Annotated in this window: 27 protein-coding genes; 11 read left to right on the forward strand and 16 right to left on the reverse strand. The window is 72.1% G+C overall.

Annotated features, from left to right (window positions below):
* Positions 1-14: 14 nt before the first annotated feature.
* Complete coding sequence (locus tag AB0J97_RS21655; RefSeq protein ID WP_357700567.1) at positions 15-482, reverse strand: DNA starvation/stationary phase protection protein; 468 nt, start codon at positions 480-482, stop codon at positions 15-17.
* 116 nt (positions 483-598) lie between these two features.
* Between AB0J97_RS21655 and AB0J97_RS21660 the strand changes: the two genes are divergently transcribed.
* The 3 genes from AB0J97_RS21660 to mmuM all read left to right on the forward strand — a co-directional run bounded on the left by AB0J97_RS21660 (position 599) and on the right by mmuM (position 4,908).
* A complete protein-coding gene (locus AB0J97_RS21660) occupies positions 599-1,243 on the forward strand; it encodes a helix-turn-helix domain-containing protein (RefSeq protein WP_364091314.1) in 645 nt (214 codons plus the stop codon).
* Complete coding sequence (locus AB0J97_RS21665; protein ID WP_364091316.1) at positions 1,240-3,636, forward strand: VIT domain-containing protein; 2,397 nt, start codon at positions 1,240-1,242, stop codon at positions 3,634-3,636. The genes AB0J97_RS21660 and AB0J97_RS21665 overlap by 4 nt, the downstream gene beginning before the upstream one ends.
* A gap of 405 nt (positions 3,637-4,041) precedes the next feature.
* Positions 4,042-4,908 carry a homocysteine S-methyltransferase gene (gene mmuM / locus AB0J97_RS21670; protein ID WP_364091318.1) on the forward strand — a complete coding sequence of 289 codons (867 nt, stop codon included), beginning with the start codon at positions 4,042-4,044 and terminating at the stop codon, positions 4,906-4,908.
* A 77-nt stretch (positions 4,909-4,985) separates the two neighbouring features.
* Here mmuM and AB0J97_RS21675 read toward each other — a convergent pair whose 3' ends face one another.
* Positions 4,986-5,414 carry a DoxX family protein gene (locus AB0J97_RS21675; protein ID WP_357700575.1) on the reverse strand — a complete coding sequence of 143 codons (429 nt, stop codon included), beginning with the start codon at positions 5,412-5,414 and terminating at the stop codon, positions 4,986-4,988.
* A gap of 81 nt (positions 5,415-5,495) precedes the next feature.
* On the opposite strand from AB0J97_RS21675, the gene AB0J97_RS21680 reads away from it, so the two are divergent.
* Positions 5,496-5,951, forward strand: a complete 456-nt coding sequence (locus AB0J97_RS21680) for a MarR family transcriptional regulator (protein ID WP_364091320.1) — start codon at positions 5,496-5,498, stop codon at positions 5,949-5,951.
* A 20-nt stretch (positions 5,952-5,971) separates the two neighbouring features.
* On the opposite strand, the gene AB0J97_RS21685 is transcribed toward AB0J97_RS21680, so the two are convergent.
* Positions 5,972-6,679 carry a lysophospholipid acyltransferase family protein gene (locus tag AB0J97_RS21685; protein ID WP_357700579.1) on the reverse strand — a complete coding sequence of 236 codons (708 nt, stop codon included), beginning with the start codon at positions 6,677-6,679 and terminating at the stop codon, positions 5,972-5,974.
* A gap of 147 nt (positions 6,680-6,826) precedes the next feature.
* Here AB0J97_RS21685 and AB0J97_RS21690 point away from each other — a divergent pair, with 147 nt between their 5' ends.
* Positions 6,827-7,585 (forward strand): alpha/beta fold hydrolase, encoded by a 759-nt coding sequence (locus AB0J97_RS21690; protein WP_357700581.1) that lies wholly within the window; start codon positions 6,827-6,829, stop codon positions 7,583-7,585.
* Positions 7,586-7,631: 46 nt separating this feature from the next.
* Complete coding sequence (locus AB0J97_RS21695; protein WP_364091324.1) at positions 7,632-8,108, forward strand: hypothetical protein; 477 nt, start codon at positions 7,632-7,634, stop codon at positions 8,106-8,108.
* 36 nt (positions 8,109-8,144) lie between these two features.
* On the opposite strand, the gene AB0J97_RS21700 is transcribed toward AB0J97_RS21695, so the two are convergent.
* From AB0J97_RS21700 to AB0J97_RS21730, 7 genes are all read right to left on the reverse strand, one after another.
* Positions 8,145-9,251 carry a hypothetical protein gene (locus AB0J97_RS21700; RefSeq protein ID WP_364091326.1) on the reverse strand — a complete coding sequence of 369 codons (1,107 nt, stop codon included), beginning with the start codon at positions 9,249-9,251 and terminating at the stop codon, positions 8,145-8,147.
* Positions 9,252-9,288: 37 nt separating this feature from the next.
* Positions 9,289-9,948, reverse strand: a complete 660-nt coding sequence (locus AB0J97_RS21705) for an endonuclease/exonuclease/phosphatase family protein (protein ID WP_364091328.1) — start codon at positions 9,946-9,948, stop codon at positions 9,289-9,291.
* A 39-nt stretch (positions 9,949-9,987) separates the two neighbouring features.
* Positions 9,988-10,920 carry an ROK family glucokinase gene (locus AB0J97_RS21710; protein WP_357700588.1) on the reverse strand — a complete coding sequence of 311 codons (933 nt, stop codon included), beginning with the start codon at positions 10,918-10,920 and terminating at the stop codon, positions 9,988-9,990.
* Between the two features lie 13 nt (positions 10,921-10,933).
* On the reverse strand, positions 10,934-11,329 hold the full coding sequence (locus AB0J97_RS21715) for a DUF5304 family protein (protein ID WP_364091330.1): 396 nt from the start codon (positions 11,327-11,329) through the stop codon (positions 10,934-10,936).
* A 39-nt stretch (positions 11,330-11,368) separates the two neighbouring features.
* Positions 11,369-12,532 (reverse strand): ArsA family ATPase, encoded by a 1,164-nt coding sequence (locus AB0J97_RS21720; protein ID WP_357700590.1) that lies wholly within the window; start codon positions 12,530-12,532, stop codon positions 11,369-11,371.
* The gene (locus AB0J97_RS21725) at positions 12,529-12,972 is read right to left on the reverse strand and encodes an SRPBCC family protein (RefSeq protein ID WP_357700592.1); all 444 of its coding nucleotides are present in this window, start codon (positions 12,970-12,972) and stop codon (positions 12,529-12,531) included. The genes AB0J97_RS21720 and AB0J97_RS21725 overlap by 4 nt, the downstream gene beginning before the upstream one ends.
* A 61-nt stretch (positions 12,973-13,033) precedes the next feature.
* Positions 13,034-13,801, reverse strand: a complete 768-nt coding sequence (locus tag AB0J97_RS21730) for a metallophosphoesterase (RefSeq protein ID WP_357700594.1) — start codon at positions 13,799-13,801, stop codon at positions 13,034-13,036.
* A 128-nt stretch (positions 13,802-13,929) separates the two neighbouring features.
* Here AB0J97_RS21730 and AB0J97_RS21735 point away from each other — a divergent pair, with 128 nt between their 5' ends.
* A complete protein-coding gene (locus tag AB0J97_RS21735; RefSeq protein ID WP_364091333.1) occupies positions 13,930-15,675 on the forward strand; it encodes an AMP-dependent synthetase/ligase in 1,746 nt (581 codons plus the stop codon).
* A 4-nt stretch (positions 15,676-15,679) separates the two neighbouring features.
* On the opposite strand, the gene AB0J97_RS21740 is transcribed toward AB0J97_RS21735, so the two are convergent.
* Positions 15,680-16,048 carry a MerR family transcriptional regulator gene (locus AB0J97_RS21740; RefSeq protein WP_364091335.1) on the reverse strand — a complete coding sequence of 123 codons (369 nt, stop codon included), beginning with the start codon at positions 16,046-16,048 and terminating at the stop codon, positions 15,680-15,682.
* 59 nt (positions 16,049-16,107) lie between these two features.
* Here AB0J97_RS21740 and AB0J97_RS21745 point away from each other — a divergent pair, with 59 nt between their 5' ends.
* Complete coding sequence (locus AB0J97_RS21745; RefSeq protein WP_364091337.1) at positions 16,108-17,001, forward strand: aldo/keto reductase; 894 nt, start codon at positions 16,108-16,110, stop codon at positions 16,999-17,001.
* Between the two features lie 43 nt (positions 17,002-17,044).
* On the opposite strand, the gene AB0J97_RS21750 is transcribed toward AB0J97_RS21745, so the two are convergent.
* Positions 17,045-17,827, reverse strand: a complete 783-nt coding sequence (locus tag AB0J97_RS21750) for a DeoR/GlpR family DNA-binding transcription regulator (protein WP_364091339.1) — start codon at positions 17,825-17,827, stop codon at positions 17,045-17,047.
* A 183-nt stretch (positions 17,828-18,010) separates the two neighbouring features.
* Here AB0J97_RS21750 and AB0J97_RS21755 point away from each other — a divergent pair, with 183 nt between their 5' ends.
* From AB0J97_RS21755 to AB0J97_RS21765, 3 genes are read left to right on the forward strand one after another with little or no spacing between them, the layout of a single operon-like run.
* A complete protein-coding gene (locus AB0J97_RS21755) occupies positions 18,011-19,297 on the forward strand; it encodes an ABC transporter substrate-binding protein (RefSeq protein WP_364091341.1) in 1,287 nt (428 codons plus the stop codon).
* The gene (locus AB0J97_RS21760) at positions 19,297-20,169 is read left to right on the forward strand and encodes a sugar ABC transporter permease (RefSeq protein WP_364091343.1); all 873 of its coding nucleotides are present in this window, start codon (positions 19,297-19,299) and stop codon (positions 20,167-20,169) included. Before AB0J97_RS21755 ends, AB0J97_RS21760 begins: the two co-directional genes overlap by 1 nt.
* Complete coding sequence (locus AB0J97_RS21765) at positions 20,166-21,083, forward strand: carbohydrate ABC transporter permease (RefSeq protein WP_364091345.1); 918 nt, start codon at positions 20,166-20,168, stop codon at positions 21,081-21,083. Before AB0J97_RS21760 ends, AB0J97_RS21765 begins: the two co-directional genes overlap by 4 nt.
* An 8-nt stretch (positions 21,084-21,091) precedes the next feature.
* Here the strand turns inward: AB0J97_RS21765 and AB0J97_RS21770 are convergent, their stop codons facing one another.
* The 4 genes from AB0J97_RS21770 to AB0J97_RS21785 all read right to left on the reverse strand — a co-directional run bounded on the left by AB0J97_RS21770 (position 21,092) and on the right by AB0J97_RS21785 (position 25,526).
* Complete coding sequence (locus tag AB0J97_RS21770) at positions 21,092-22,177, reverse strand: glycosyltransferase family 4 protein (RefSeq protein ID WP_364091347.1); 1,086 nt, start codon at positions 22,175-22,177, stop codon at positions 21,092-21,094.
* Positions 22,174-24,048: a M48 family metalloprotease gene (locus AB0J97_RS21775; protein ID WP_364091349.1), complete on the reverse strand. Its 1,875-nt coding sequence runs from the start codon at positions 24,046-24,048 to the stop codon at positions 22,174-22,176. The genes AB0J97_RS21770 and AB0J97_RS21775 overlap by 4 nt, the downstream gene beginning before the upstream one ends.
* Positions 24,049-24,059: 11 nt before the next feature.
* Positions 24,060-24,890, reverse strand: a complete 831-nt coding sequence (locus AB0J97_RS21780; protein ID WP_364091351.1) for a hypothetical protein — start codon at positions 24,888-24,890, stop codon at positions 24,060-24,062.
* Positions 24,891-25,043: 153 nt separating this feature from the next.
* A complete protein-coding gene (locus tag AB0J97_RS21785) occupies positions 25,044-25,526 on the reverse strand; it encodes a C40 family peptidase (RefSeq protein WP_364091353.1) in 483 nt (160 codons plus the stop codon).
* Positions 25,527-25,592 lie beyond the last annotated feature (66 nt).

The raw sequence follows: 25,592 nt of genomic DNA on the forward strand, positions 1-25,592 counted from the left end.
CGGTCGGCCTGCGGTCAGCGCTGGGCCTGGAACATCCAGTGCTGCTTGTCGATGTCCTGCGTCACGGCGATGAGCAGGTCCTGGCTGACGGGGTCGGCCTCGTCGGTGGCGCGGATGCGCTCGTACATGCGCTTGCTGATGCCGTCGAGGATGTCGGTGACGGTCGCCACGACCTTGCCGTCCTCCAGCCAGCCGCGCTCGGGCTGCTGGAGCTGGGTGGACTTGGCGACGGTCGCCGATCGTCCGTCGGGGTTCACGCCGAGGGCGACGGCGCGTTCGGCGATGGTGTCCATATGGGTACGGGCCAGGTCGGTCAGCTCGTCAAGCTGGAGGTGAATCGGGCGGAAATGGGGGCCGACGAGGTTCCAGTGCGCCTGCTTGGCGATCAGCGACAGATCGATCAGATCGACAAGGGCGCCCTGCAGGGCTTCGGCGACAGTGTTCTTGGCGTCACCCGAGAGCGGACCGGTGATCGTAGCCATGTCGTATTTCCTCCCCTTCAGTAGTGCTTTTCCCCTTTTACAACGTCACTCGGGGCTCGATTCTTCCGATCTTTCCGTCATTGACAGTGCAATAGTGACAGTGTCATTGTGGAGGTATGAGCGACACCTGGACCATCGGCGAGCTGGCCGAGCACGCGGCGCACGCGCTGCGCGCCGGCGCGCAGCCGGTCAACGGCCGGGTCCGCGATGTGCCCGGGGAGCGCCTGATCAGGTGGTACACCACCATCGGCCTCGTGGACCCGCCCCTGACCCGGCGCGGCAGGATCGCCCGCTACGGCCGGCGGCACCTGCTGCAACTGGTGGCCGTCAAGCGCATGCAGGCCGCGGGGCACTCGATCGCGGAGATCCAGACGGCCCTGGCCGGGGCGACGAACACGACGCTGGCGACGGCCGCCGGCCTGACCGACGCGCCGCCCCTGGGCCCGGCGGTCCGGCGTCCCCCACCGGGCGGCCCGGACGGCGGCGGCGACGCGGGACGGGGGCGGTTCTGGGCCGACCGGCCGAGCCGTCCCGCCCCGGCCGCCGTCCAAGAACCGGGGGGCCCCGAAGCCGCGCCACGACCGGCGGCCGGGGACACGGGCGGGCACGCCGCCGGAGGCGCGGTCTCGGGGATCGCGCTCGGCGACGGCGTGCGGGTCGTGTGGGACGGTGGGCGGCCTCCGTCCGAGGAGGACGTCCAGGCGGTGCTGGCGGCGGCGGGACCGCTGCTCGCGGTGCTCGTAGAGAGGAGACTGCTGTGAAGATCACTTCGCTGGAGCCCGCACGGTGCCTGCCGGTGCCGGACGCCGGGTTCGGCGCGCTGCTGACCGAGCGCGGCAACCTGCCGCTGGAGAGCGTGGACGTCCACGCCGACATCGCCGGGCTCATCGCCGGGGTCGAGGTCGAGCAGGGGTTCCGCAACCCGTTCGACGTCACGCTGGAGGCGACCTACGTCTTCCCGCTGCCCGACCGGGCGGCGGTGACGGGGTTCAGGATGGAGGCCGACGACCGGGTCGTGGAGGGCGTGCTGAAGGAGCGCGGCCAGGCCAGGGCCGACTACGACCAGGCGTTGCGCGAGGGCAGGCGGGCGGCCATCGCCGAGGAGGACCGGCCCGACGTGTTCACGATCAGGGTGGGCAACATCCTGCCCGGCGAACGCGTCTCGGTCAGGCTGAGCATGAGCCAGCCCCTCCCCTACGAGGACGGCGCGGCGACGTTCCGCTTCCCGCTCGTCGTGGCCCCGCGGTACGTCCCGGGCACCCCGCTCGACGGCGACCCGGCGGGGTCCGGGGTCGCGCCGGACACCGACGCCGTGCCCGACGCGTCCAGGATCACGCCGCCGGTGCTGCTGCCCGGCTTCCCCAGCCCGGTGCGCCTCTCGCTCACCGCCCGCGTCGACGCCTCCGGCCTCGACCTGCGGGAGCTGGCCTCCAGCCTGCACGTGGTCGAGGAGGAGAACCACACCGTACGGCTGCGTCCGGGCGAGCGGCTCGACCGCGACTTCGTGCTGCGCCTGTCGTTCGAGGCGTCCACGTCGCTGCAGTTCGACGGCCGGGGGACGTTCGCGCTCACCGTCGTCCCGCCCGCGCTCCAGGCCGCCCGCACGCCGCGGGACGTGGTGCTGCTGCTCGACCGTTCGGGCAGCATGGGCGGCTGGAAGATGGTCGCGGCGCGGCGGGCGGCGGCGCGCATCGTCGACACGCTGACCGCGCACGACCGCTTCGACGTGCTGACGTTCGACTCGGTGGTCGAGGCGGCGTTCGAGGGGCTGGTGGAGGCGTCCGACCGCAACCGGTACCGGGCGGTCGAGCACCTCGCGCGGGTCGACGCGCGCGGCGGCACCGAACTGCTCGAACCGCTGCGCCGCGCCATCGCGCTGCTCGGCGCGCCCGGCGACAGGGAGCGGGTGCTGGTGCTGGTCACCGACGGCCAGGTGGGCAACGAGGACCAGATCCTGGAGCAGACCGGCGGCGCGCTGTCGGCGATGCGGGTGCACACGGTCGGGATCGACCGGGCGGTGAACGCCGGGTTCCTCGGCAGGCTCGCCGGGCTGGGCGCGGGCCGGTGCGAGCTGGTGGAGTCCGAGGACCGGCTCGACGCGGCGATGGAGCAGATCCACCGCAGGATCGGCGCGCCGCTGGTGACGGACCTGTCCCTGAAGGGGCTGGAGACCGACCCGGACACCGTCACCCATCTCGGCTCGATCTTCCCGGGCGTGCCGCTCCGGGTGTACGGGCGGTGCCGCGAGGGCGCCGAGGCCGTCACCGTACGCGGGACGTCGGCCGCGGGGCCGTGGGAGGAGCGGGTCACGGGGGTGACCACGGACGGTCCCGCCCTCCGTGCCGTCTGGGCCCGCGCCCACCTGCGCGAGCTGGAGGACCGGTACGCCATGGGCGAGCACGGTCTGGAGTCGCGGATCGTGGGGGTCTCGCTGGAGAACGGCGTGCTGTGCAGGTTCACGGCGTACGTGGCGATCGACACCCGGCAGGTCGCGGAGGGCGGGCCCGAGCATCGGGTCATCCAGCCGGTCGAGCCGCCGAGCGGGTGGGAGCTGCCGCCGAACCCGTCCATGGGCGGAGGGTTCGTGGCGCAGGCCATGACGATGGCCCGTCCGGCCAGCGCTCCCCGCATGATGCCTCAGGGCTTCGCCCCGCCGGCCGGCGGCGGGCCCGCCGCCTCCTCGGCCGAGGCCCCCTTCCCGGCGCCGCCCTCGGCCGGCGGCCCCGCCGGTCCGCCGCCGCCCGCGCCGGGTTCCGGTGGGTCGGGGTTCGGGGGCTCGCCGAAGTTCGCGCCTCCGGTGTCACCGCGTCCGGCGCACCGGCTGGAGTCGGTCAGGCCGCAGCTGAAGGCCGAACTGGACCGGCTCACGGCGATGCGCGTACCGGACGCGCTGTACCTGGCCGACCTGGGCTCCCGGCTGGCGGCGCTGGCGGCGTACCTGGGCGGGAACGAGGCTCTGACGGCGCTGGCCCGCGACCTGGAGGCGGCCGAGCGTCCGGGCACGGACCTCCGGGCCCTGCACGACCACGCCGTCGACCTCCTCACCGGCCTCACCGGCGGTGCCCCAGGGTCCGCCGACGACGCCGCCGGTCCCGCCCTTCCGGGGGACCCCGGCTCAGGAACGCGCCGCGGCCCCTTCTGGAAACGCCGCTGACACCTGTGGCAGCGCTGCGGAATCACGCGGCGCTGCCACGCGTGACGCCGGGCGGGCGGTGGAACAGCCCCCCGGGAACACTCCTGGAGAATCACGAGAAGGCGGCCGGCCATGCCGCGCGGCATCCCTTTCAAAGCCGCCGTTCGCCCCGAACCCGGGAATCCAACAGTCTTTGCCGATTTCGACGAACAATCAGCCCGATAACGCGCGATCTCCGCGCAATACGCCGCAGCGCACTCCCGCCCGCCGACCGGCCTCCCGTGACGCGGACGCCACCCGAATCCTCGCGCGAGCATTATGAATTTCACGCTGCGCGATATCTTCGCCGCGATATTCGGACGCCCCCAGGAAAAGGCGTGCCATTCTCGTGCGCCATCATCGCCCGCGGCCTCCTATTCTGGACGGGTGAGCACACTCGTCCTGGACGGCGGCCTGTCCACGCATCTGGAGTCGCTCGGCGCGGATCTGCGCGACGAGCTCTGGTCGGCGCGCCTGCTGCTGGAGCAGCCCGAGCTGATCAGGCGGGTGCACGCCGACTACTACGCGGCGGGCGCCGACGTGGCGACCACGGCGAGCTACCAGGCCACCATCCCCGGCTTCCAGCGGCGGGGGCTCGACCGGTCCGAGGCCGAGCGGCTGATCAGGCTGTCGGTCGAGCTGGCCGGGCAGGCCCGCGACGAGGCCGGTCACGGCCTGGTGGCAGCCTCGGTCGGCCCCTACGGCGCCTACCTGGCCAACGGCGCCGAGTACACCGGCGACTACGACCTCGACGAGGACGGCCTGCTGGCCTGGCACCGTCCGCGCTGGGAGATCCTGGCCGCCGCCGGCGCCGACCTGCTGGCCTGCGAGACCATCCCGTCCTACGCCGAGGCGCGCGCGCTTGCCAGGCTGCTGGCCGCCACGCCGGAGGTCAAGGCGTGGGTGAGCTTCTCCTGCCGCGACGCCGAGCACATCAACGACGGCACCCCGATCGACCGGGCCGCCGCGCTGTTCTCGGGCAACCCGCAGGTGGTGGCGGTGGGCGTCAACTGCACGGCGCCGCGGCACATCCCCGGCCTGGTCGCCCGCCTGTCCGGCGGCCTGCCCGTCGTGGTCTACCCCAACTCCGGCGAGACGTGGGACGCCGGGCGGCGCCGCTGGCTGGGCCTGTCCGACCCGGTGGAGTACGGCCTGGCCGCCAAGGAGTGGGAGCGCGCCGGGGCATCGCTGATCGGCGGCTGCTGCCGTACGACCCCCGACCACATCAGGCAGATCCGCGCCCACCTGACCTGAGCGCCGCGGGGCCCTCGCGCACGCCACACCGAAGAAGGCGCACGCGAAGGCCGTGAGGCGGCCGGACGGGACGGTCTCTAGACGGTCACCGGGGCGGTGGTGCGGCGGCGGTCGAGGACGGTGTCGAGGGACAGGGCGCCGCCCCCGGTGAAGCCCACCGCCAGGCTCGCCGCCGCCAGGGCGAGGACGAACTCGTAACCCCCGTCGCCCGCGCCGAAGCCGTTGGCGCCGTGGACGAACACCACCGCGCCGATCATGTTCAGGGCCAGCAGCGTGCCCGCGACCGGCAGGGCGACGCCGAGGATCAGCGCGATGCCGCCGACCACCTCCAGCACGGCCACGGCGGGCGCGGCCAGCCCGGCCAGCGGGATGCCCGCGGACTCGAAGAACTTCGTGGTGCCCGCGATGCCCATGTCGGCGAACTTCTGGTAGCCGTGCACCAGGAAGATCACCCCGACGGCGATCCTGGCCAGCAGCAGAGCGATGGGACGCGCCCGGTCGATCATGGAACCCCCAGATGGAGTCGTTCAGATTTGAACAACCACTCTACCGGTAGTTCAAAACTGAACAACAAGTACACTTGGGACGTGACGGACACCCGCTGGCTCGACGAGACGGAGATGGCCGCCTGGCGCGCCTTCCTGTCGGCCTCCCACCTGCTCGAACGGCGCATCGAGGAGCAACTCAAGGCCGCGGCCGGGCTGACACACCCGCAGTACGAGATCCTGGCGCGGCTGTCGGACGCGCCCGGCCGTCAGATGCGCATGACCGAGCTGGCCCGGGGCGTGGTGGTGTCGAAGAGCGCGCTGACGTACCAGATCACCCAGTTGGAGAAGGCGGGGCTGGTGGAGCGCACCACCTGCCCCTCCGACGACCGCGGGGTGCTGGCCGTGCTCACCGAGGCGGGCGAGCGCTGCCTGGAACGCGTCGCGCCCGGCCACGTGGCGGTCGTGCGGGACTACCTGATCGACCGGCTCAGCAGCGCGGAACTGACCTCACTGACCAGCGCGATGACGAAGAGCGAACAGGCCCTCAGGACCTGACGGGAAAGCGGGCCCGCCTCTTAGGAGGCGGCCTTGGCGGCGGCGCGGGCGGCGCGTTCCATCTCGACCCTGGCGCTGGCGGCGTACTTGTCGACGTACTCCTGGCCGGACAGCTCCATCAGCGCGTACATGATCTCGTCGGTGACCGCGCGCAGGACCAGCCGGTCGTCCTCCATGCCGTAGTAGCGGGAGAAGTCGAGCGGCTTGCCGAACCTGACGCCCGGACGGATGCCGAGCTTGGGGAACAGCCGCCCGGGCGGCATCATCTCGTAGGTGTTGACCATGGCCCACGGGATGACCGGCACGCGCGACTCCAGCGCGAGCCGGGCCACGCCGGTCTTGCCCTTGTACAGGCGGCCGTCGGGCGAACGCGTGCCCTCGGGGTAGATGCCCAGGATGTTGCCCTCGCGCAGGATGCGCAGGCCGGTGCGGAGCGCGGCCTCGCTGGCCTTGCCGCCGGAGCGGTCGATCGGCACGGTGCCGACGCCGCTGAAGAACAGCCGGGTGAAGAAGCCCTTGAGGCCGGTGCCGGTGAAGTAGTCGGCCTTGCCGAGCGAGATCACCTTGCGGCGGATCTGCAGCGGGCCGAAGAAGTGGTCGGCGAAGGAGAGATGGTTTCCGGCCAGGATCGCGGGCCCCTGCTTGGGTACGTTGTCGCCCCCCTCCGTCCACGGACGGAAGAGCATGAGGATCGGCTTCAAGATGGCCTTGACCACCCAGTAGAACACCCGGCCACCTCTTCCGCAGGACATCATGATGGAGCAGAGTCATCTTCCCATCCCTGGCGAGATGCAACTACATCAGCTCTCGCACAATCACCCCGGAACGTGCGACGATCGGGCAGATCCGGGATGAAATTGCGTGGAGGAGCTGTTATGCCGCTCATGCCAGGCGCGGAGCCCTACCACCACCAAGCGGGTCAGGTCGGTGTGCTGCTCTGCCACGGGTTCACCGGCACGCCGCAGTCGTTGCGGCCGTGGGCCGAGTACCTGGCCGGTCACGGGGTCAGCGTGTCGCTCCCCCGCCAGCCGGGCCACGGCACCACGTGGCAGGAGATGAACCGCACCCGCTGGGAAGACTGGTACGCCGAGGTGGAGAAGGCGTTCGCCGACCTCCAGGGGCGTTGCGCGGAGGTGTTCGTGGCGGGCCTGTCGCTGGGCGGCTGCCTGGCGCTGCGGCTGGCCGAGGTGCACGGGGACGCGGTCGGGGGCGTGGTGGTGGTCAACCCGTCCATCGCCGTGGACGTGCCGCTGCTGAGGCTGGCGCCGCTGCTGAAGTGGTTCCTGCCGTCGGTGCCCGGTGTCGCCAACGACGTCAAGAAGCCCGGCGTGACCGAGCTGGCCTACGCCCGCACGCCCGTCAAGGCGGCCGCGTCGCTGCCGGGGCTGTGGTCGCTGGTGCGGGCCGACCTGGCGAAGGTCACCCAGCCGCTGCTGGTCTTCCACAGCCGCGACGACCACGTGGTGAAACCGACGAGTGTGGCGATCATTCGCCAGAAGGTCCCGCAGGCCACGATCGAGGAGCTTACCGATAGCTACCATGTTGCGACGCTTGACAACGATGCCGACAGGATCTTTGCCGGTAGCCTCGACTTCATCCGGACACATGCCTCGGTACCCTTGCAGAGGGACTGATCGCACCCAGGGGGAAGTCGCGATCGCTGCGGAGAGGCCCATCTAGGTGACGCCCCAGAGTGACGAGGACGAGGTCTGGCGGCAGATCGTCGCGTCCTTCAACGACACAGCCGAGCACGACTCGGCCGACCAGCCATGGCCGGACAGCGAGAACGTGCCCGCCGAGCCCACCCGCAGGGTGGTCAAACCCTCCGAGGAGCTCGAACTCGACCAGGACGAGCCCGACCGCGAGTCCGACCACGAACCCGACCACAACCGGGACGACGACGAGGACGAGGGGCACTTCGAGCCCCCGCCCCCGCCGCCGCTGCCCAAGCTCGACCTGCCCACCAAGCTGGCGTGGGTGGCCCTGTTCGGCGGGCCCGCCTACCTGCTGGTGGCCGCGATGGCGAGCTGGCAGATGGAGGGCTGGGCGCTGTTCACCGCGGTGGCGGCGTTCATCGGCGGGTTCGTGGCGCTGGTGGTGCGCATGGGCGACGGCCCGCCCAACGACTCCGGCTGGGACGACGGCGCCGTCCTGTAGGGCCGCCCTGTGGGGCGGCCCTCGCGACCCGGTCCGTTACGACTTGGCCGTGGTGGTGCGGGGGGCGAAGGACTCCACCACGTCGGAGTAGCGGTCGGCCGTGTCGACCGCGTGGCCGACCGCCCACAGCGCGCCCTTGCCGGCCAGGTAGGCCACCGCCTGGAGGCGCACGCTGTCGCGGCCCTTCTCGGCGGCGCCGCGGATGATCTGGCAGGCGTCCTTCTCGCAGCGCATCACGAACGGCTGGGCCGCCTGCTCGGGGTCGTAGCCGGTCATCCAGTAGCGGCCCTTGCCGTCGCCGGTGACGCCGTAGAGGCGGGCGCCGGTGGCCGGGATCGCCAGGCGCTGCCAGCGCTTGCCGTTCCAGGTGAGCACGAGCGGCGAGATCTCGCCCGGGCCGTGGTAGACGCCGCCCACGGCCACCGCGCGCTTGGAGCTGTCGACCTGGATGTCGCGCAGGTAGCCGCCGGGGACGGCGGGCACGGACATCGACTTCCAGGCCCCCGACGTGTAGTGCATGATCAGCGGCGCGCCGCCGGTGTCGCCGACGGCGAAGCCCGAGGCGACCGCGTAGAGCGCGCCCTTCTCCTTGGTCTGCTGGACGGTCCAGCTGTTGCCCTGGCCGGTGAGGATGAGCCCGTACTTCTCCCGGCTGCCGACCGCGACCACCCGGCCCTGCTTGGCGTCGATGCCGCCCAGCCAGTCGCCGGCGTGCAGCCCCTGCGGCCGGACCCGGTCGAAGCCGGTGACGTCGCCGTGGGCCAGGTAGGGCAGGCCGTCGTGCCCGTCGCCGACCGCCCACACGTCGGAGGCGCCGGCGGCGGCCAGGCCGCGCAGGTTGCCGGCGGCGGTGGCGTCGCGCACGGCCACCTCGCTCCAGGCGGTGCCGTTCCAGTGGCGGATCGTGCCGCGGTTCTTCCAGACGTCCCAGATCTCCTGCTGGCCGACCGCCCACACGTCGCCCGGCGAGACGGCGAGCACGTCGGAGAGCGAGCCGTCCGCGTCGAGGCGCGCGCTCGTCGATTTCTGCCACGCCTCGGCGGCGGGACGGGGCTCGGCATGCGCGGCGGGCGTGACCTGCGGCAAGGCCACGGACGTCGCCAGAAGGACGGAGAGCGCACGCCGCTGAGAGCGACGGGTCATGAGCAAATGCTACGGGCTGCCCCGGGCGGCTCGCCCGTCAGAGTCCAACCTGCAACTCCGCGAGCACCGGCAGATGGTCGCTGGCCCCGGCCAGATCGGCGTTCCCGGCCGCCACTCCGCCGCAGGACAGGACGCTCGTCCCGCGCGCGGCGAACACCGCGTCGATGCGCTCGGCGGGCCGCGCGGCGGGGAAGGTCAGCCCGTCGCCCGAGGGCGCGACGGCGTGGCAGTCGGTGAGCCGGGCGGCCAGGAAACGCCAGGCCGGCTGGTGACGCCGCTCGTTGACGTCGGCGCCGACCACGATCGCGGCGTCGTGCGCGGCGGCCGCCCGTTCCATGAGGGACATGGCCTCGCCCGCGTGCCGCAGCCGGGCGGCGAGGTGGAGGTCGAGGTGGAGCGAGCCGACGGCCAGCCGCGCGCCGCCGATCTCGACGACGGCGACGGCGAGCACCCGCCGCTCCAGGCCGGGGAACGCCTTGAGCCGGTGGAGCCGCGCCTCCAGCACCCGGACCCGCGGCCCGGCCAGCACGCACACGCCGCCGGCGCGCCCCGGCGTGGCCACGCGCAGCCCGCCGGCCTCGGCCAAGGCCCGGCGCCTGGCCCGCCACCGGGCGAACCTGGGCGCCTCCTGGACGCAGACCAGGTCGGCCCGCATCGCGGCGAGCACCCGGCGCAACGCGGGCACGCTGTCACGCATGCTCCGCACGTTGTACGAGGCGACCCTGACCAGCACGCGCTAGCGCCGCCGGGCCAGGTCGGCGGCCCCGACCACACCCGCGGACGCGCCCAGCTCGGCCAGCCGGATCTCGGCGAGCGGCCGGTGGCCGTGGCCGGTGAGCTGCCTGGCGAACACCTCGCGGGCCTCGTCCAGGAACAGGTCGGCGGCCCGCGAGACGCCGCCGCCGACGATGAAGCAGCCGGGATCGAGCACGGCGGCCAGGTCGGCCATGCCCTGCCCGAGCCAGTCGGCCAGGCTGCGGAAGGCGGCCAGCGCGACCTTGTCGCCCAACCGGGCGGCCTCGGTGACCTCCTCGCCCTCGATCCGGCCGCCGGACAGGCCGAGCAGGATCTCGGCGCGTTCGGGCTGCCGGGCCGCGATCTCCCTGGCCTCCTTGACCAGGGCCTGGCCGCTGGCGTACTGCTCCCAGCAGCCGAGGTTGCCGCAGCCGCACACCCGGCCCTCGGGCACGACCTGCATGTGGCCGAGCTCGGCGCCCATGCCCCAGCGGCCGCGGTAGAGGGCGCCGTCGATGACGATGCCGCCGCCGATGCCGGTGCCGAGGGTCAGGCACACCACGTGGGACTGGCCGCGCCCGGCGCCGAACGTGGTCTCGCCCCAGGCCATGGCGTTGGCGTCGTTCTCGATCACGACGGGCAGGCCGACCAGGTCGCTGATCTTCTTCTGCAGCGGCTCCTCGCGCCAGGCGAGATTGGGGGCGAAACGCACGATCGAGCGGGTCTCGTCGACGAACCCGGCCGCGCCGACGCCGACCGCCTCGACGTCCCTGTCGCGTGACAGCTCGCGGACGACGTCCGCGACCGTCTCGGCGACCACGTCGGGCCGGTCGGCCGCGGTCGGCCTGAGGGTGTGTTCGACGATCTCGCCGTTGTCGTCGACCACGCCCGCGGCGACCTTGGTACCGCCGATGTCGACACCGATCGTGAGCATGCCGCGTGTCTCCCTATCCCAGATCTATGTGTTCCACGTCGCCGCGATCGCGGTCACGGGTGTCGCGCGGCCCGCGGGGGGCGGGCCTGCTCAGCGCGTCGAACGCCCCGCGCACCGCGGCGAACAGCTCGCCGCCCGCGGCCACCAGGTGGCCGGTCACGTCGGAGCCCGACTCCCGCTGGGCCGCGATCGCCCGGCACACCGGGCAGGCGCGGCAGATGTACTCGTCGTGGGGCTCGGACACCGCCTCGCTCCACACGTCCTTCTCCTTGCGGGCGCCGCCGCCCGTGAAGGAGTTGTAGACGGTCTTGCCGACCTGGCGCGTGGCGCGCCCCTGGATCGTGTCGAACAGCTTGCGGGCCTCGTCGGCGACGGTGCCGATGGGATCCCTGTCGTTGTTCTCGGTCATCTGGCCCTCCCTGAGTACGGTTCGCTCATCCTGCTCAACTCATTCGGAGGCGGATTCGCTCCCCACACTGAACCGTATTCTCAGGACGCCGTCGCGGAGCACGGCGGAGCCGATCCTCCTGCGGGCCAGCGCCGCCGGCAACGCCAGGATCCTGCGGTACGGACCGGCGGTGATGATGAGCTCGTCGCCCTTGCGGGCCAGGTCGACGTCGTCGCGGTCGGCGCCGGGCAGGGCGAGCGTCAGCTCGTCGGCGCTCAGCCGCAGCGGCGGCTCGACGGCGGGCGCCGCGAACGGGTCGGCCTCGCCGTAGACGGAGGCGCCCACCTCGGCCAGCGCGCGCCGGCCGACCGGCTCGGCGGGCAGGTACGGAATGGTGTGGATGGGCAGCGGCGCGAACGACTCCTCGGCCTCGGCCAGCAGCCGCGACTGGGCGTCCACCCACTTGCTCCGCCACTCGTCGGCGCCGCCGGCCGGGAAGACGCGGTTGGCGATGACCGCGTCGACGCGGTAGCCGTAGAGGTTGAGCGAGGTGAGGGTGCGCCTGGCCTCGGCGAGCACCACGGCCTCGGGGGTGAGCACGAGCCGCACGGACGCGCTGTCGCCGGTGAGCAGCTCGCGCACCTCCATCAGGCCGCGGTGGAAACGCTCGGCGGCGCTCATGACGTCCTCGCCGGGCGCGCTGACCCGGGCCACGCTGCGCATGAACGGCGAGACGACCTTGACGAGCTTGCGGCCGACCGGCATGAGCCTGGTGACGTGCCAGTCGAGCGCCTCGGGCAGGGCCAGCAGCCGCAGCGTCTCGGCGGTGGGGGCGCAGTCGATCACGATGACGTCCCAGGCGCCGTGGCGGGCGTGCTCGCGCAGTTCGAGGAGGGCGATGACCTCCTCGGCGCCGGGCAGCACGGTGATCTCCTCGGAGGTGATCTCGTCGAGGCCCAGCTCGGTGAGCACGCCCCTGGCGTAGTGCTGCAGCTCTCCCCAGTGGCGCTCCAGCGTCTTCTGCGTGTCGACCTGGTGCAGGTGGAGGCCCGGCGCGATCTCGCCGGGCTCGACGGCGAGCGCGTCGGCCAGCGAGTGGGCGGTGTCGGTGGAGACGATCAGCGTCTTGAGCCCGCGCTCGGCGGCCAGTGTGGCGGTCGCGGCGGCGGCGGTGGTCTTGCCCACGCCGCCCTTGCCGGTGAAGAGCAGGACCCGGGGGCTCACCGGGGACGGCCCTCTACGCGCTTCTTCAGGCCCTTGAGCGCGGTGTCCACGATCACCTTCTCGGCCTTGCGCTTGATCATCCCGATCATGGGCACCGTGAGGTCGACGGTGAGCTCGTACGTCACGTCGGTGCCTCTGCCCGTCTCGGCAAGCTGGTAACTTCCGCGCAGGTCGCCGACCATCTTGCCCGGCTCGACCACCTGCCAGCGCACGCCCTCGTCGCCTTCCCAGGTGTAGGCGAGGGTGTAGGTGTCGTTGATCACGCCCGCGTCGAGGACGAACCGCACCCGCTCGGCGCGCCCGTCGGGGCCCATGCCCACGACCTCGGCGCTCTTGATCGAACCTGCCCATTCCGGGTAGGCGGGGAAGTCGGCGATGACCGCCATGACCTCGGCGCGGGCGGCGCCGACGGTGGTGCTCGAAGTGGTGCGATCAGCCATGCGACCACCGTAATGCAGAATCCGCCCGTTGCGGCGGAGCGCCGGTCACCGGGCGCCTGGCTCACCATTCCAGGACGAACGGCTCACCCTTTCCACGGAAGTGGCCGACGTTCACGCACTCGGTGCGGCCGACGCGGGCGCGGCGGTGGAGGGGCTGGTGGACGTGGCCGAACAGGGCGTAGCGCGGCTGGGTGCGCCGGATCGCCTCCAGCGTGGCCTCGCTGCCGCGCTCGAACCGCCTGGCCACGACGTCGTAGAGCAGCTCGGGCAGGGCGGGCGGGATGTGGCAGCACAGCACGTCGACCTCGCCGATCGCCTCGACCTTGGCGGCGTACTCGTCGTCGCCGAGCTCGTACGGGGTGCGGTAGGGGGTCTTGAGGCCGCCGCCGACGAAGCCGAAGCGCAGGCCGCCGATCTCCACCACCTGGCCGTCGAGCACCTGATGACCCGGTTTGAGGTAGTCGGGCCACAGACGGGGAATGTCGACGTTGCCGTAGGTCAGGTAGGCGGGGGTGGGCATGGCGGCGAAGAGGGTGGCGTACTGGGCGCGGACGTTGCGCTCGATGTGCTCGCGGGGGTCGCCGTCGAGGGAGGCCCACAGGCGCGCCGACATGGCCCTGGCCTCGTCGAAGCGCTTGGCCGTGCGCAGGGCGATGAACTCGGCGGCCCGCTCCGCGCCGAACAGGTCGGCGAAGATGCCGTTGGAGTGGTCGTCGTAGTCGATGAAGAGGATCAGGTCGCCCAGGCACACCAGCGCGTCGGCGCCGTCGCCCGCCCGGGCCAGCGCGTCGGCCCTGCCGTGCACGTCACTCACCACGTGGACCCTCATGGGGAAATCCTAGGTGGGACGGCTGCTAGCGTGATGAACGCCCTTCATAACGCTCCCATGACGATGCTACCGACGCGTAACTTAAGGCGGTAACGTCCAGGCGGTCCCTGTAGAGGAGTTGAAAGTTCGTGCGCGAGTACAGCGTCCCCGTCCTGGTCGATGTGCCTGCCTCAGCGAGCCTGCCGGACACGGTCTTCGACCGGGCCGAGCGGGAGCCCGGCACCGTGATCATGCGCCGCAAGACCGACGACGGCTGGCCCGTGGTGACCGCGGGCGAGTTCCGCGACCAGGTGGTCGAGGTGGCCAGGGGTCTCATCGCGGCCGGGATCGAGCACGGTGACCGGGTCGCGCTGATGTCGCGCACGCGTTACGAGTGGACGCTGGTCGACTACGCCCTCTGGTCCGTGGGCGCGGTCACCGTGCCGATCTACGAGACCTCGTCGGTGGAGCAGGTCCGGTGGATCCTGGCCGACAGCGAGGCCAAGGCCGCCTTCGTCGAGCTCGACGCGCACGAGGAGACCGTCCGGGAGGCCGCGCCCGAGCTGAAGGCCGTCTGGCGGGTCGAGGGGCGGCTCGACGCCGAGGGCGTGCCCGACTCGGCCGTTGAGGAGCGCAGGAAGCGGGTCGTCGCCGCCGACCTGGCCACCGTCGTCTACACCTCGGGCACCACCGGCCGTCCCAAGGGCTGCCGGATCACCCACGACAACCTGCTGTTCACCGCGCTCAACGTGCTGCGCGGCCCGCTGGAGCCGCTGTTCAGCTCCAAGGACCCGGCGGCGCTGCTGTTCCTGCCGCTCGCGCACATCTTCGCGCGGATGATCCAGGTGGTGCTGGTCGAGGCCGGCGCGATCATGGCGCACACCCCGAACATGAAGAACGTCGCCCCCGACCTCCAGGACTTCAAGCCGACGTTCCTGCTGGGCGTGCCGCGCGTGTTCGAGAAGGTCTACAACGGCGCCGAGCAGAAGGCCGCCGCGGGCGGCAAGGGCAAGATCTTCGCCCGCGCCGTCGACGTGGCGGTGGCCTGGAGCAAGGCCGAGGCGTCCGGCGGCGCGCCGCTCGGCCTGCGCCTGCGCCACCTGCTGTTCGACCGGCTGGTCTACGCCAAGCTGCGCGCGGCCACCGGCGGCCGGCTGTCGGCCGCGGTCTCCGGCGGCTCGGCGCTCGGCGACCGTCTCGGCCACTTCTTCAGGGGCGTCGGCATCGAGGTCTTCGAGGGCTACGGCCTGACCGAGACCTCCGCCCCCGTCTCGGTCAACATGCCGGGCGCCAACAAGATCGGCACGGTCGGCAAGCCGCTGCCCGGCGTCTCGATCCGCATCGGCGACGACGGCGAGATCCTGGCCCGCGGCCGCAACGTCTTCCACGGCTACTGGAAGAACGACGCGGCCACCGCCGAGGCGGTCGACGCCGAGGGCTGGTACCACACGGGCGACGTGGGCGAGCTCGACGCCGACGGCTACCTGCGCATCACCGGCCGCAAGAAGGAGATCCTGGTGACGGCCGCGGGCAAGAACGTCGCCCCCGGCCCGCTGGAGGACGCGCTGCGCGCCCACCCGCTGGTCTCCCAGGCCATGATCGTCGGCGAGGGTCGTCCCTTCGTCGCCGCGCTGGTCACGCTCGACCCCGAGGCGACGCCCGCCGGCCGGAGCGTGGCCGAGCTGCGCGCCGACCCGGCGATCCTGGCGCAGGTCCAGGAGGCCGTCGACCGGGCCAACAGCACGGTGTCGAAGGCCGAGCAGATCAAGAAGTTCACGATCCTCGACGCCGACCTCACCGAGGAGAGCGGCCACCTGACGCCGACGCTGAAGGTCAAGCGCAACCTGGTGATGCGCGACTACGCCAAGGAGATCGACGAGCTCTACGGCCACTGAGCCGTCAGGCGGCCCCCACCAGCTCGCCGGCCCGCTCGGTCGCGGTCAGGATCGCGGCCAGGGCCTGGCGGGTGGCCTGGAGCTCGGCCAGCTGCTCGTCCAGGCCGGTGAGCCGGCCGCGCAGCTGGCCCAGGGTGCACGCGTCCAGCACGTCGCCGGAGCCGGAGGCGCACGGGAGCACGTCCTTGATGACCTTGGTCGGCAGGCCGGCGGCCAGGAGGGTGCGGATGCGGCGGACCACGACGGGCGCGTCCGTGCCGTAGCGCCGGTGACCGCCGTCGGCCCGGAACGAGGTCAGCAGGCCCTGCTCCTCGTAGTAACGCAGCAACCGGGGGCTGACCCCGGTCTCCGCCGAGAGAGCGCCGATCTTCACGTGATGCTCCTCACACCCGCTTGCATCTCACATCCATGTGAGCTTCTAGCGTGACGTCCATGAGAGAAATTCCTCGCGAAACTGTACAGACGTTCACCATTGGCGGAGACCTTGAGGTGCGCCGGATCGGGTACGGGTCGATGCGGCTGGCCGACGCCCCCGACCCTTCGCGCTCGGCCCTGGAGGCGCCCGTCTGGGAGGCGCCGGCGGACCGGGCGGGCGCCGTGGCCGTGTTGCGCCGGGCGGCCGAGCTGGGGGTGAACCTCTTCGACACCGCCGACTCCTACGCGCTCGGCGCCAACGAGGAGCTGATCGCCGAGGCGCTGCACCCGTACGGGGACGGCGTGGCGGTGGCCACCAAGATCGGCGTGCTGCGGCCCTCGCCCGCCGAGTGGGTGCCGCTCGGCCACCCGGCCTACCTGCGCCAGCAGGCCGAGCTGAGCCTGCGCCGGCTGCGGGTGGAGCGCATCGACCTGCTCCAGCTCCACCGCCTCGACCCCGCCTACCCGCTCGCCGACCAGGTCGGCGCGCTCAAGCAGCTCAGGGACGAGGGCAAGGTCCGGCACATCGGCCTGTCGGAGGTGAGCGCCGAGGAGCTGCGCCAGGCGGCGGAGATCACGCCGGTCGCGGCCGTGCAGAACCTGTACAACCTGGCCACCCGGCAGCACGAGGACGTCGTGGACCACGCCGCCGCGCACGGCATCGCGTTCCTGCCCTTCTTCCCGATCGCGGCGGGCTCCCACGCCGGGCCCGGCACGCCGCTGGCGGCGGTGGCGGCCGAGATCGGCGTCACCCCGGCCCAGGCGTCGCTGGCCTGGCTGCTGCGCCGCTCCCCCACCGTGATCCCGATCCCGGGCACCTCCTCGATCGGCCACCTGGAGGAGAACGTGGCGGCGCTGTCGGTCAAGCTCTCCGACGAGCAGTACGACCGGCTGTCGGCGGCGGTCGCTTGAGGCCGCCGTCCGGAGGCGGGCCCGTCGCCGGATGACGGGCCCGCTACCCGGTGACGGGCGGCGCCTGTGCCAGGACGAGCCGGCCCGCCCGCTCCGACAGCGCCTGTCTGGCCGCCTCCGGCAGGCCGGTGTCGGAGACGACCACGTCCGCCTCGTCGAGCCGGGCGATCGTGCTGATGCCGACGGTGCCCCACTTGGTGTGGTCGGCCAGCACCACGAGCCTGGAGGCCGCCTCGACCAGCGCCCGGTCGGTCTCGGCCTCCATCATGTTGGGCGTGGTGAAGCCCGCCCTGGCGGTCATGCCGTGCACGCCCAGGAACAGCAGGTCCACGTTGAGCTGGCGGATCGCGGCGACCGCGACCGGGCCGACGAGCGCGTCCGAGGGGGTGCGCACGCCGCCGGTGAGCACGACCGTCTGGTCGGGGCGGCCGGCGTGCTGGAAGACGTCGGCGATCCGGACGGAGTTCGTCACGACGGTCAGCCCCGGGACCTGGCCCAGGTGGTGGGCGAGCGTCCAGGTGGTGGTGCCGGCCGACAGGGCCACGGCCGTGCCCGGACGTACGAGCGCGGCGGCGTGCCCGGCGATGGCCTGCTTCTCCTCCTCCTGCTGGACGGACTTGGCCGCGAAGCCGGGCTCGTTGGTGGAGCCGATGGTGGTCGCGCCGCCGTGCACCTTGGCCAGCAGGCCACGCTCGGCCAGCAGTTCCAGGTCGCGCCGGATCGTGATGTCGGAGACGCCGAACGCGCGCACCAGGTCCACGACCCTGACGCCGCCGTTCTGCCGGACGAGGTCCAGGATCGCCTGCTGACGCTGCGGGGCGAGCATCGCATCACCAGATCCCAACAGGTTCCGACACCATCCCGTTCGCATCATGACATGACATCGACCTGCTGAATGCGTCGAAAACGTCATGAAATAGTGCGTTGACAGCCGTGACAGTTCGTCTTTCGATGAATGGGTGTGAGCGAACTCGGGGGAATCTGAAGGGTCCGGCAAGGAGGAACCACCATGGACCGACGTATGCCGATCTCCCGCCGCCGTCTACTCCTCGGAGCCGCCGCCTTCGGCGTGCCCGCCGTGCTCGCCGGCTGCGGGTCCGGCAGCCCCTCCACCGCGCCCGGCAGGTCGTCCGGCGGCGGGCTCGGCACGGTCACCATCGGCTCGAACGCCTCCGACGAGGTCCCCAAGAAGGCCCTGGAGACCGTGCTCAAGGGCTTCACCCAGGCCGTCCCGAAGGTCAACACGGTCGACCACAACACGTTCCAGGAGAACATCAACCGCTATCTCAAGGGCACGCCCGACGACGTGTTCACCTGGTTCGCCGGCTACCGGATGCAGTTCTTCGCCCAGCAGGGCCTGGCGACCGACATCTCCGACGTGTGGCAGGAGATCGGGGGCGACTACACGCAGGCGTTCAAGGACCAGTCGACCGGCATCGACGGCAAGCAGTACTTCGTGCCGTTCACCTACTATCCGTGGGCCGTCTTCTACCGCAAGAGCCTGTGGCGGGCCAAGGGGTACGAGCCGCCGAAAACCCTGGACGAGTTCACCGCCCTGGCCAGGAGGATGAAGGCCGACGGGCTGGTGCCGATCGCGTTCGCCGACAAGGACGGCTGGCCGGCGATGGGCACGTTCGACATCCTGAACATGCGCACGAACGGCTACGACTTCCACATCTCGCTCATGGCCGGCAAGGAGTCGTGGACCGACCCCCGGGTCAAGCAGGTCTTCGACACCTGGCGGGGGCTGATGGAGTTCCACCAGCCGGCCGCCCTCGGGCGTACCTGGCAGGAGGCCGGGCAGTCGCTCGCGCAGAAGAAGACCGGCATGATCCTGCTCGGCATGTTCGTCGCCCAGCAGTTCCCCGAGGCCGACCGCGACGACCTCGACTTCTTCACCTTCCCCGAGATCAACCCCGCGTACGGCACCGACTCGATCGACGCCCCCATCGACGGCTACATGATCTCGGCCAAGGCCAGGAACGTGGACGGCGCCAAGGCCCTGCTCAGGCACCTGGCCAAGGGCTCCTCCCAGAACGAGGCGACCAAGCTCGACCCCGGCACGCTCGCCGCCAGCTCCAAGGCCGACACCGGCGGCTACAGCGCCCTGCAGAAGCGCGGCGCGGAGCTGGTCTCCCAGGCCACCCACCTGGCGCAGTTCCTCGACCGCGACACCCGGCCGGACTTCGCCTCGACCGTGATGATCCCCTCCCTCCAGGCGTTCGTCGGCAAGCCGGACGAGATCGACTCCCTGCTGGTGAGCATCGAGAAGCAGAAGGCCAACCTCTTCCGCTGATGACCGTCAAGACCCGTCGCTACTCCGCCCGCGACGTGACCGTCCTGGTCATCGGGCTGGGGATGGCCGTCATCGTCAACGTGGGCCTCATCTGGGGGCCCACGCTGGCCTCCGCCGCGCTGTCCGGCACCGACTGGAACGGCATCGGGCCGATCGAGTGGGTGGGCGGGCGCAACTACCACGACCTGGCCACCGCCTACCCGCCGTTCTGGTCGGCCGTGCGCAACAACGTGCTGTGGCTGGGCTTCCTGGGGCTGGTCGCGACGCCGTTCGGGCTGTTCTGCGCGGTACTGCTGGACCGGCGGCTGCGGCTGTCGCGGGTCTACCAGAGCGCGCTGTACATGCCGGTCGTGCTGTCGCTGGCCGTGGTGGGCTTCATCGCGCAGCTCGTCTACTCCTCCGACTACGGCGTGCTGAACGCGGTGACCGGCCTGACCGTGGACTGGCTGGGCGACCGTTCGATCAACATCTGGGTCGTGATGCTCGCGGCCGGCTGGCGGCACGTCGGGTACGTCATGATCATCTATCTGGCCGGGCTCAAGGCCGTGGACCCGGCGCTGAAGGAGGCCGCCGCCATCGACGGGGCCAGCGAGGCGCAGGCCTTCTTCCGCGTGGTGTTCCCGACGCTGCGGCCGGTCAACGTGATCGTGCTGGTCATCACCGTGATCGAGGCGCTGCGCGCGTTCGACATCGTCTACGCCGTCAACAAGGGCAGGAACGGCCTGGAGCTGCTGTCGGTGCTGGTCACCGAGAACATCGTGGGCGAGGCCAGCCGCATCGGCTTCGGCTCGGCCATCGCCGTGATCCTGCTGGCGACCTCGCTGGGGTTCATCGTCACGTACCTGTCGCAGCTGTTCAAGGAGGAGCGATGACGCTCACCGCGCCCGCCCCCGCTCCCCCGGCCCAGGGCCGGCGCGCGCCCGCGCGCCGGCCCGTGCGGCCGCTGCGGATCCTGCTGCACGCCTTCCTGGCGCTGGTGGCGCTGGGCTGGTTCCTGCCGCTGGCCCTGTCGCTCTACGCCTCGCTGCGGCCGTACGAGGAGACGGCCAGGCTGGGCTACTTCTCGCTGCCCGAGCATCTCACGCTGGACTACTACGCCAAGGCGTGGAGCCAGGCCGAGCTGCCCCACTACTACCTGAACACGCTGATCATCGTCGTCCCCGGGCTGCTGGTGACGCTGTTCCTGGCCTCGTTCACGGCGTTCGCCGTCGCGCGGGTGCGCGTCCCCGGGCGCAAGGTGCTGCTGATCGTGTTCACCGCCGGGAACCTGATGCCGCCGCAGGTGCTCATCACCCCGCTCTACACCCTCTACACGCTGGTGCCGCTGCCCGCCTGGCTGTCGGACTCCCAGTCGCTCTACGACTCCTACCTCGGGCTGATCCTCATCCACGTGGCGTTCCAGTTCGGCTTCTGCGTCTTCGTCATCGCCAACTTCATGCGGACGATCCCCGAGGAGATCACCGAGGCGGCCCTCGTGGACGGCGCGAGCGTGTGGAAGCGCTACTGGCGGCTCACGCTGCCGCTGTGCCGGCCGGTGCTGGCGGCGCTGGCCACCCTGGAGTTCACCTGGATGTACAACGACTTCCTGTGGGCGCTGGTGCTGATGTCCTCGGGCGACAAGCTGCCGGTGACCTCGGCGCTGAACAACCTGCGCGGCCAGTTCTTCACCGACTACAACCTGCTGGCGGCCGGGTCCGTGCTGGTGGCGCTGCCCACGCTGATCGTCTTCCAGCTCCTGCACAAGCAGTTCGTCGCCGGGCTCACGCTGGGGTCCACCAAAGGTTAGAGGAGGGCTCAGAGAAGGGCATGGAAGCGGGTGGCGACCTGGTCCCACGTCCACTCGCGGGTGATCCAGTCCCGGCCGCACGCGCCCATCTTGCGCGCCCGCGCCGGGTCGGCGAGCAGGTCGACAACGGCCTGGGCGACGTCCGCGACGTCCTCGCCGTCCACGACCAGGCCGGTCTCCCCCGGGCGTACGGCGTCCGGCGCGCCGCCGGAGTTGCCCGCGACCACCGGCAGGCCGGTCGCCGACGCCTCCAGGAAGACGATCCCGAGGCCCTCGACGTCCACGCCGTTCCAGCGGGTGCGGCAGGGCATGGCGAAGACGTCCGCCGCCGCGTAGTAGCCGGGCAGGCTCGCGGCGGGGACCGTACCGGTGAACCTGATCGACTCGCGGCCGCCCGCCATGCGCTCCAGCCGCGACCGGTACGGGCCGCCGCCCACCAGCAGCAGCACCGCGCCCGGCACCGCGCGCAGCACGCGGGGCCAGGCCCGGATGAGCTGGTCCTGGCCCTTGCGCGGGACCAGCCTGGACACGCAGGCGACCACCGGCCGGCCGTCGAGGCCCAGCGCCGCCTTGGCGGCCCGCGGGTGGAACTGGCCGGCGTCGACGCCGGGCGCCAGGCGTACGAGCTTGTGCGCGGGGATCGCCGCCGCCAGGCGCTCGCGCGTGTAGTCGCCCAGGTAGGTGACCACGTCGGCGTGCGCGCCGATCCTGCGCAGCACCGAACGGAAGCCCGGCGCGCCCGCCCACGACGCCTCGTGGCCGTGGGTGAGCATCACCACCCGCCGCGCGCCCGCCGCGCGCAGGCGCGGCGCGAGCAGGCCGAGCGGCGCGGCCGCGCCGAAGACCACGGTCTCGGCGCGGTGCTCGGCCACCAGCCCGGCCGCCGTGCGCGCGACGGCCGGAGTGGGCAGCATCAGCCGCGTCGGGTGCCGTACGACCCGGTACGGCTGACGCCGGTCGAACTCCTCGCACCCCGGCCAGGTGGGGGCGTAGACCGCCACACCCGGTGTGCGGAGCGCGAGTCCGTGCACGAACGACTGGATGCCGCCCGGTCTGGGCGGGAAGTCGTTCGTCACGAAGACCACGTTGGTCACGGTTCGGGGACGCCGTTCAGCTTCGCCCACGACCGGGCCAGGGCGATGCGCTCGGGGGTGGAGGGATGGGAGGCATAGAGCACATATTCCACCGCATCCGGCGACAAGTCGGAAATGTTGGTTATGGCCAGGCGTTTTTGCATCGCGACGAACGTGGCCGGGTCCCTGGTGAGGTCGAGGGCGTGCACGTCGGCCCGCGCCTCCACGTGCCGCGTGATCAGGTTCTGGGCCGGGTCGGTGACCATCGAGCCCAGGGTCATCAGGCCCATGAGCACGCCGATCGCCCGCGGGTCGGCGACCGAGGCGATCCCCGTACGCCGCCGCAGCGGGCCGACCAGCAGGAACAGGACGATCGTGCCCCACCCGGCCAGCAGGCCGCCGAGCAGGGTGCCGTCGAGCACGTCGGCGTGCTTGGCGTGGCCCAGCTCGTGCGCGACCACCAGCTCGACCTCCGACTCCGGCGCCTTCAGCAGCGTGTCGTAGACGACGATCCGGCGCGTGGCCCCGAAGCCCGACACGTACGCGTTGAGCGCCGTGGTGCGCCGCGAGGCGTCGGCGACCAGCACGTCCTTGACCGGGACGCCGTCCCGCTCGGCCATGGCCAGCAGGTCCGACCGCAGCGAGCCCTGCGGCATGGAGGTGAAGTCGTTGAACAGCGGCTCGAACACCACCGGGTAGACGTACGACACGCCCAGCGTGAGCGCGAACGCGCCCACGGCGGCCGGGATCCACCAGCGGCGCACCTTGCGCGCCAGCGCCACCAGGGCGAGCAGCATGACGGACAGCAGCACCACGCCGACGCCGGTGTTCTTGAGCCGGTCGACGGTCCAGCCCGCCCAGTCCTGGGTGGACAGGCCGTAGTCGCGCAGGATCGTCTCGAACCACATGCCGAGCGGCCACCGCAGCACCTCGGTGATCGCGGTGAGCACCACCACGCCGAGGACCACCCGCACCCACCACGGGCCCCTGAGCACCCCCAGCACCTTCGCCACGAACGGCGTCAGGACCAGCAGCCCGGCGAACAGGACCGTGATGCCGAGCGAGATGTAGCCGGGCAGGGAGGTGGCGGCGTCGAACGCCTGCGCCCTGGCGATCTGGGCGGCGCTGAAGTCGCGGGCGGGGTCGGGGGTGACGGCGGGCGCGCCGGCGGCCAGGACCCGCCACGGGGTGGTGAACGCGGCCACGGCCAGGATCACGCCGCCGACCAGGGCCAGGGCGATGCCGGCGGCGCGCCTGGAGCGGGATTCGGCGCGTTGCCGTTCTCGGGCGATCAGGTGTTCCGCCGTTCCTACCAGGTCGCCGGGGCCGGGACGGGGGTCGGCGTCGTCGGGGGCGTCCTCGGGGGTGGTGGTGCTGTCCGACGGGTCGCCGGGGCGGCCCGCGCCGTCCTTTCCGCCTTTACCACCCTTGCCACGCTTGCCGCCCTTGCCGCCCTTGCCGTCGCCTCGGCCCTTGCCGGGCTTGCCCGGGGCGTCCGCGCTCTCGGCGGAGTTCTCGGCGGGGTTCTCGGCGGGGTTCTCGGCGGGGTTCTCGGCGTCCTTCGCGTGGGGGCGCTCGTCGGGGGTGGGGGGATGGAGGTGGCGGGGGTCCTCGGTGTCGGGGTCGGCGTCCGCGTCGGGGCGTTCGCCGGGGGTGGGACCGGAGGTGTCCGGGTCGTCCGGGTCGTCGGGGTGACCTGGGGACTCAGGGGGTTCGGTGGTGCCGGAGGGTTCCGGCGGGCCGCCGTCGCCGGGGCGCCCGTCCTCGTCGTCCCTGATGGCCACACCGCCACCGTGGCCCGCCGCGACCGCCGTACCGGGCTCGTCGGCCCCTCTGGCGACCGCTCCCGCGGGCTCGTCCCCCTCCCGGGGCGGGTCGTTCCGCTCGCTCATCTGCCTCCCCTTCACGCGAGCTGCTCTCGTACGTACTCGCGCCACCGTGCCGCCAGTGTCTCGGCGGTCAGCCCCACGGAGGCGAGCGCCTGATCGACGCCGGCCACGCGGGCATCACGGTAGAGCCGTACCAGGGTCCCGTCACCGAACCGGTCTGCGAGGAAGCGACACGCCATCCAGGCCTCCTGGTACGCCCGCGCGAGCCGTCCGGGGTCGGCTGCCGTGGGGGCGAAAGCCGCGGCTCCGGGCAACTCGCTCGGCAGCCGGCCGGCCCGTACTTCGGCGGCGAGTTCGGCGGCGGCCGTCCTGACGGGGAGTCCGGCGTCGCGGTAGGCCACGTAGTCGGCGAATCCTTCGTAGAGCCAGACGGGCAGCCGGTCGGTGCCCGCGGCGACGTGCGTGAGCTCGTGGGTGAGGACGACGTCGCGTCCGGTGGGGGTGAGCCGCGCGAAGGAGCCGGGGACGATGATCACCCTCGGGCCGTCGGCCACCGCGGCCAGCCCGTCCAGCGGGCCCGTGCCCGCCAGCCCGGCCGCCTCGGCGTCGGAGTCCGGTACGACGACCAGCGCGCGTACCGGCCGGCCGAGCAGCGCGGACACCCGCCGACCGGCGAGGTCGGCGCGCCGGGCGAGATCGGCGAGCACGCCGGGCTCGGCGCGATGCCCCACGACCACGGACCGTCCGCCGCGGACCACCTGACCGCCGCCGGCCCACAGATCGCGCGCCCCGGCGGGCAGGACGGCGCCGGGCGGCGCGTCGGCGACCACGAGAACCGCCGCCAGCAGCAGGACGGGCAGGAGCAGACGCGGACCGCGGAGGGACGGACGCACCTGCGAGGACACGGCCCGATGCTAGTCGGCCCGCGGCCCGCACGCCCCCTTCACGAGACCGGGCCCACGCCCTCTCCGCAAGGCGGGACCTGCGGTTCGCAGCAGGAAGCCGGACATGCGACAGGCCCCGGCCCGGACCGGGGAGGGTCCGGGCGGGGCCTGTTGTCACGCGCCGGGACGCACCGCGCCGACGAACGACGACTTCCGCCATCCGCCCAGTTTGTCGATGCGCACCCGTTCGCCGGTCCTCGGCGAATGGATCATCTTGCCGTGGCCGACGTACATGCCGACGTGGCCCAGCCCGTTGAAGAACATCAGGTCGCCCGGCTTGAGCTTCCGCCAGGAGACCTTGTGCCGAATGCGGGCGAACTGGCTGCTCGTCACGCGCGGGAGTCGCACCCCGGCCTTCTTCCAGGCGTACTGGACGAGTCCGGAGCAGTCGAACGCACCAGGACCCGTGGCCCCGTACCGGTACGGGTCGCCGATCTGGTGCTTGGCGACGGCGACGGCCTTGTGGGCCCTCACCTTCTGCCTGGCGGCCTTCGCCGCCTTGGCCGACCTGGCGCTCTTCGCCGCCTTGGCCGACCTGGTGGTGGCCGTCTCGGCGGTGCTGGACACCGCGGTGAGCCTGACGGCCGATTCGCTCACCGTCTGCGCCCCGGCCGGCACGGCATGGAGAACCGCACCTCCGGCCGTCACGGTCATCGTGAGTGC

Origin of the sequence: Nonomuraea sp. NPDC049607 (assembly GCF_040675375.1) — a bacterium.
Classification (GTDB): Bacteria; Actinomycetota; Actinomycetes; order Streptosporangiales; family Streptosporangiaceae; genus Nonomuraea.

Bases quoted from the DNA above. Each gene is read 5' to 3' on its own strand.
- AB0J97_RS21655 (WP_357700567.1), bottom strand. From the start codon at position 482: ATGGCTACGATCACCGGTCCGCTCTCGGGTGACGCCAAGAACACTGTC.
- AB0J97_RS21660 (WP_364091314.1), top strand. From the start codon at position 599: ATGAGCGACACCTGGACCATCGGCGAGCTGGCCGAGCACGCGGCGCAC.
- AB0J97_RS21675 (WP_357700575.1), bottom strand. From the start codon at position 5,414: ATGATCGACCGGGCGCGTCCCATCGCTCTGCTGCTGGCCAGGATCGCC.
- AB0J97_RS21690 (WP_357700581.1), top strand. From the start codon at position 6,827: ATGCCGCTCATGCCAGGCGCGGAGCCCTACCACCACCAAGCGGGTCAG.
- AB0J97_RS21700 (WP_364091326.1), bottom strand. From the start codon at position 9,251: ATGACCCGTCGCTCTCAGCGGCGTGCGCTCTCCGTCCTTCTGGCGACG.
- AB0J97_RS21705 (WP_364091328.1), bottom strand. From the start codon at position 9,948: ATGCGTGACAGCGTGCCCGCGTTGCGCCGGGTGCTCGCCGCGATGCGG.
- AB0J97_RS21710 (WP_357700588.1), bottom strand. From the start codon at position 10,920: ATGCTCACGATCGGTGTCGACATCGGCGGTACCAAGGTCGCCGCGGGC.
- AB0J97_RS21715 (WP_364091330.1), bottom strand. From the start codon at position 11,329: ATGACCGAGAACAACGACAGGGATCCCATCGGCACCGTCGCCGACGAG.
- AB0J97_RS21725 (WP_357700592.1), bottom strand. From the start codon at position 12,972: ATGGCTGATCGCACCACTTCGAGCACCACCGTCGGCGCCGCCCGCGCC.
- AB0J97_RS21730 (WP_357700594.1), bottom strand. From the start codon at position 13,801: ATGAGGGTCCACGTGGTGAGTGACGTGCACGGCAGGGCCGACGCGCTG.
- AB0J97_RS21745 (WP_364091337.1), top strand. From the start codon at position 16,108: ATGAGAGAAATTCCTCGCGAAACTGTACAGACGTTCACCATTGGCGGA.
- AB0J97_RS21750 (WP_364091339.1), bottom strand. From the start codon at position 17,827: ATGCTCGCCCCGCAGCGTCAGCAGGCGATCCTGGACCTCGTCCGGCAG.
- AB0J97_RS21755 (WP_364091341.1), top strand. From the start codon at position 18,011: ATGGACCGACGTATGCCGATCTCCCGCCGCCGTCTACTCCTCGGAGCC.
- AB0J97_RS21760 (WP_364091343.1), top strand. From the start codon at position 19,297: ATGACCGTCAAGACCCGTCGCTACTCCGCCCGCGACGTGACCGTCCTG.
- AB0J97_RS21765 (WP_364091345.1), top strand. From the start codon at position 20,166: ATGACGCTCACCGCGCCCGCCCCCGCTCCCCCGGCCCAGGGCCGGCGC.
- AB0J97_RS21775 (WP_364091349.1), bottom strand. From the start codon at position 24,048: ATGAGCGAGCGGAACGACCCGCCCCGGGAGGGGGACGAGCCCGCGGGA.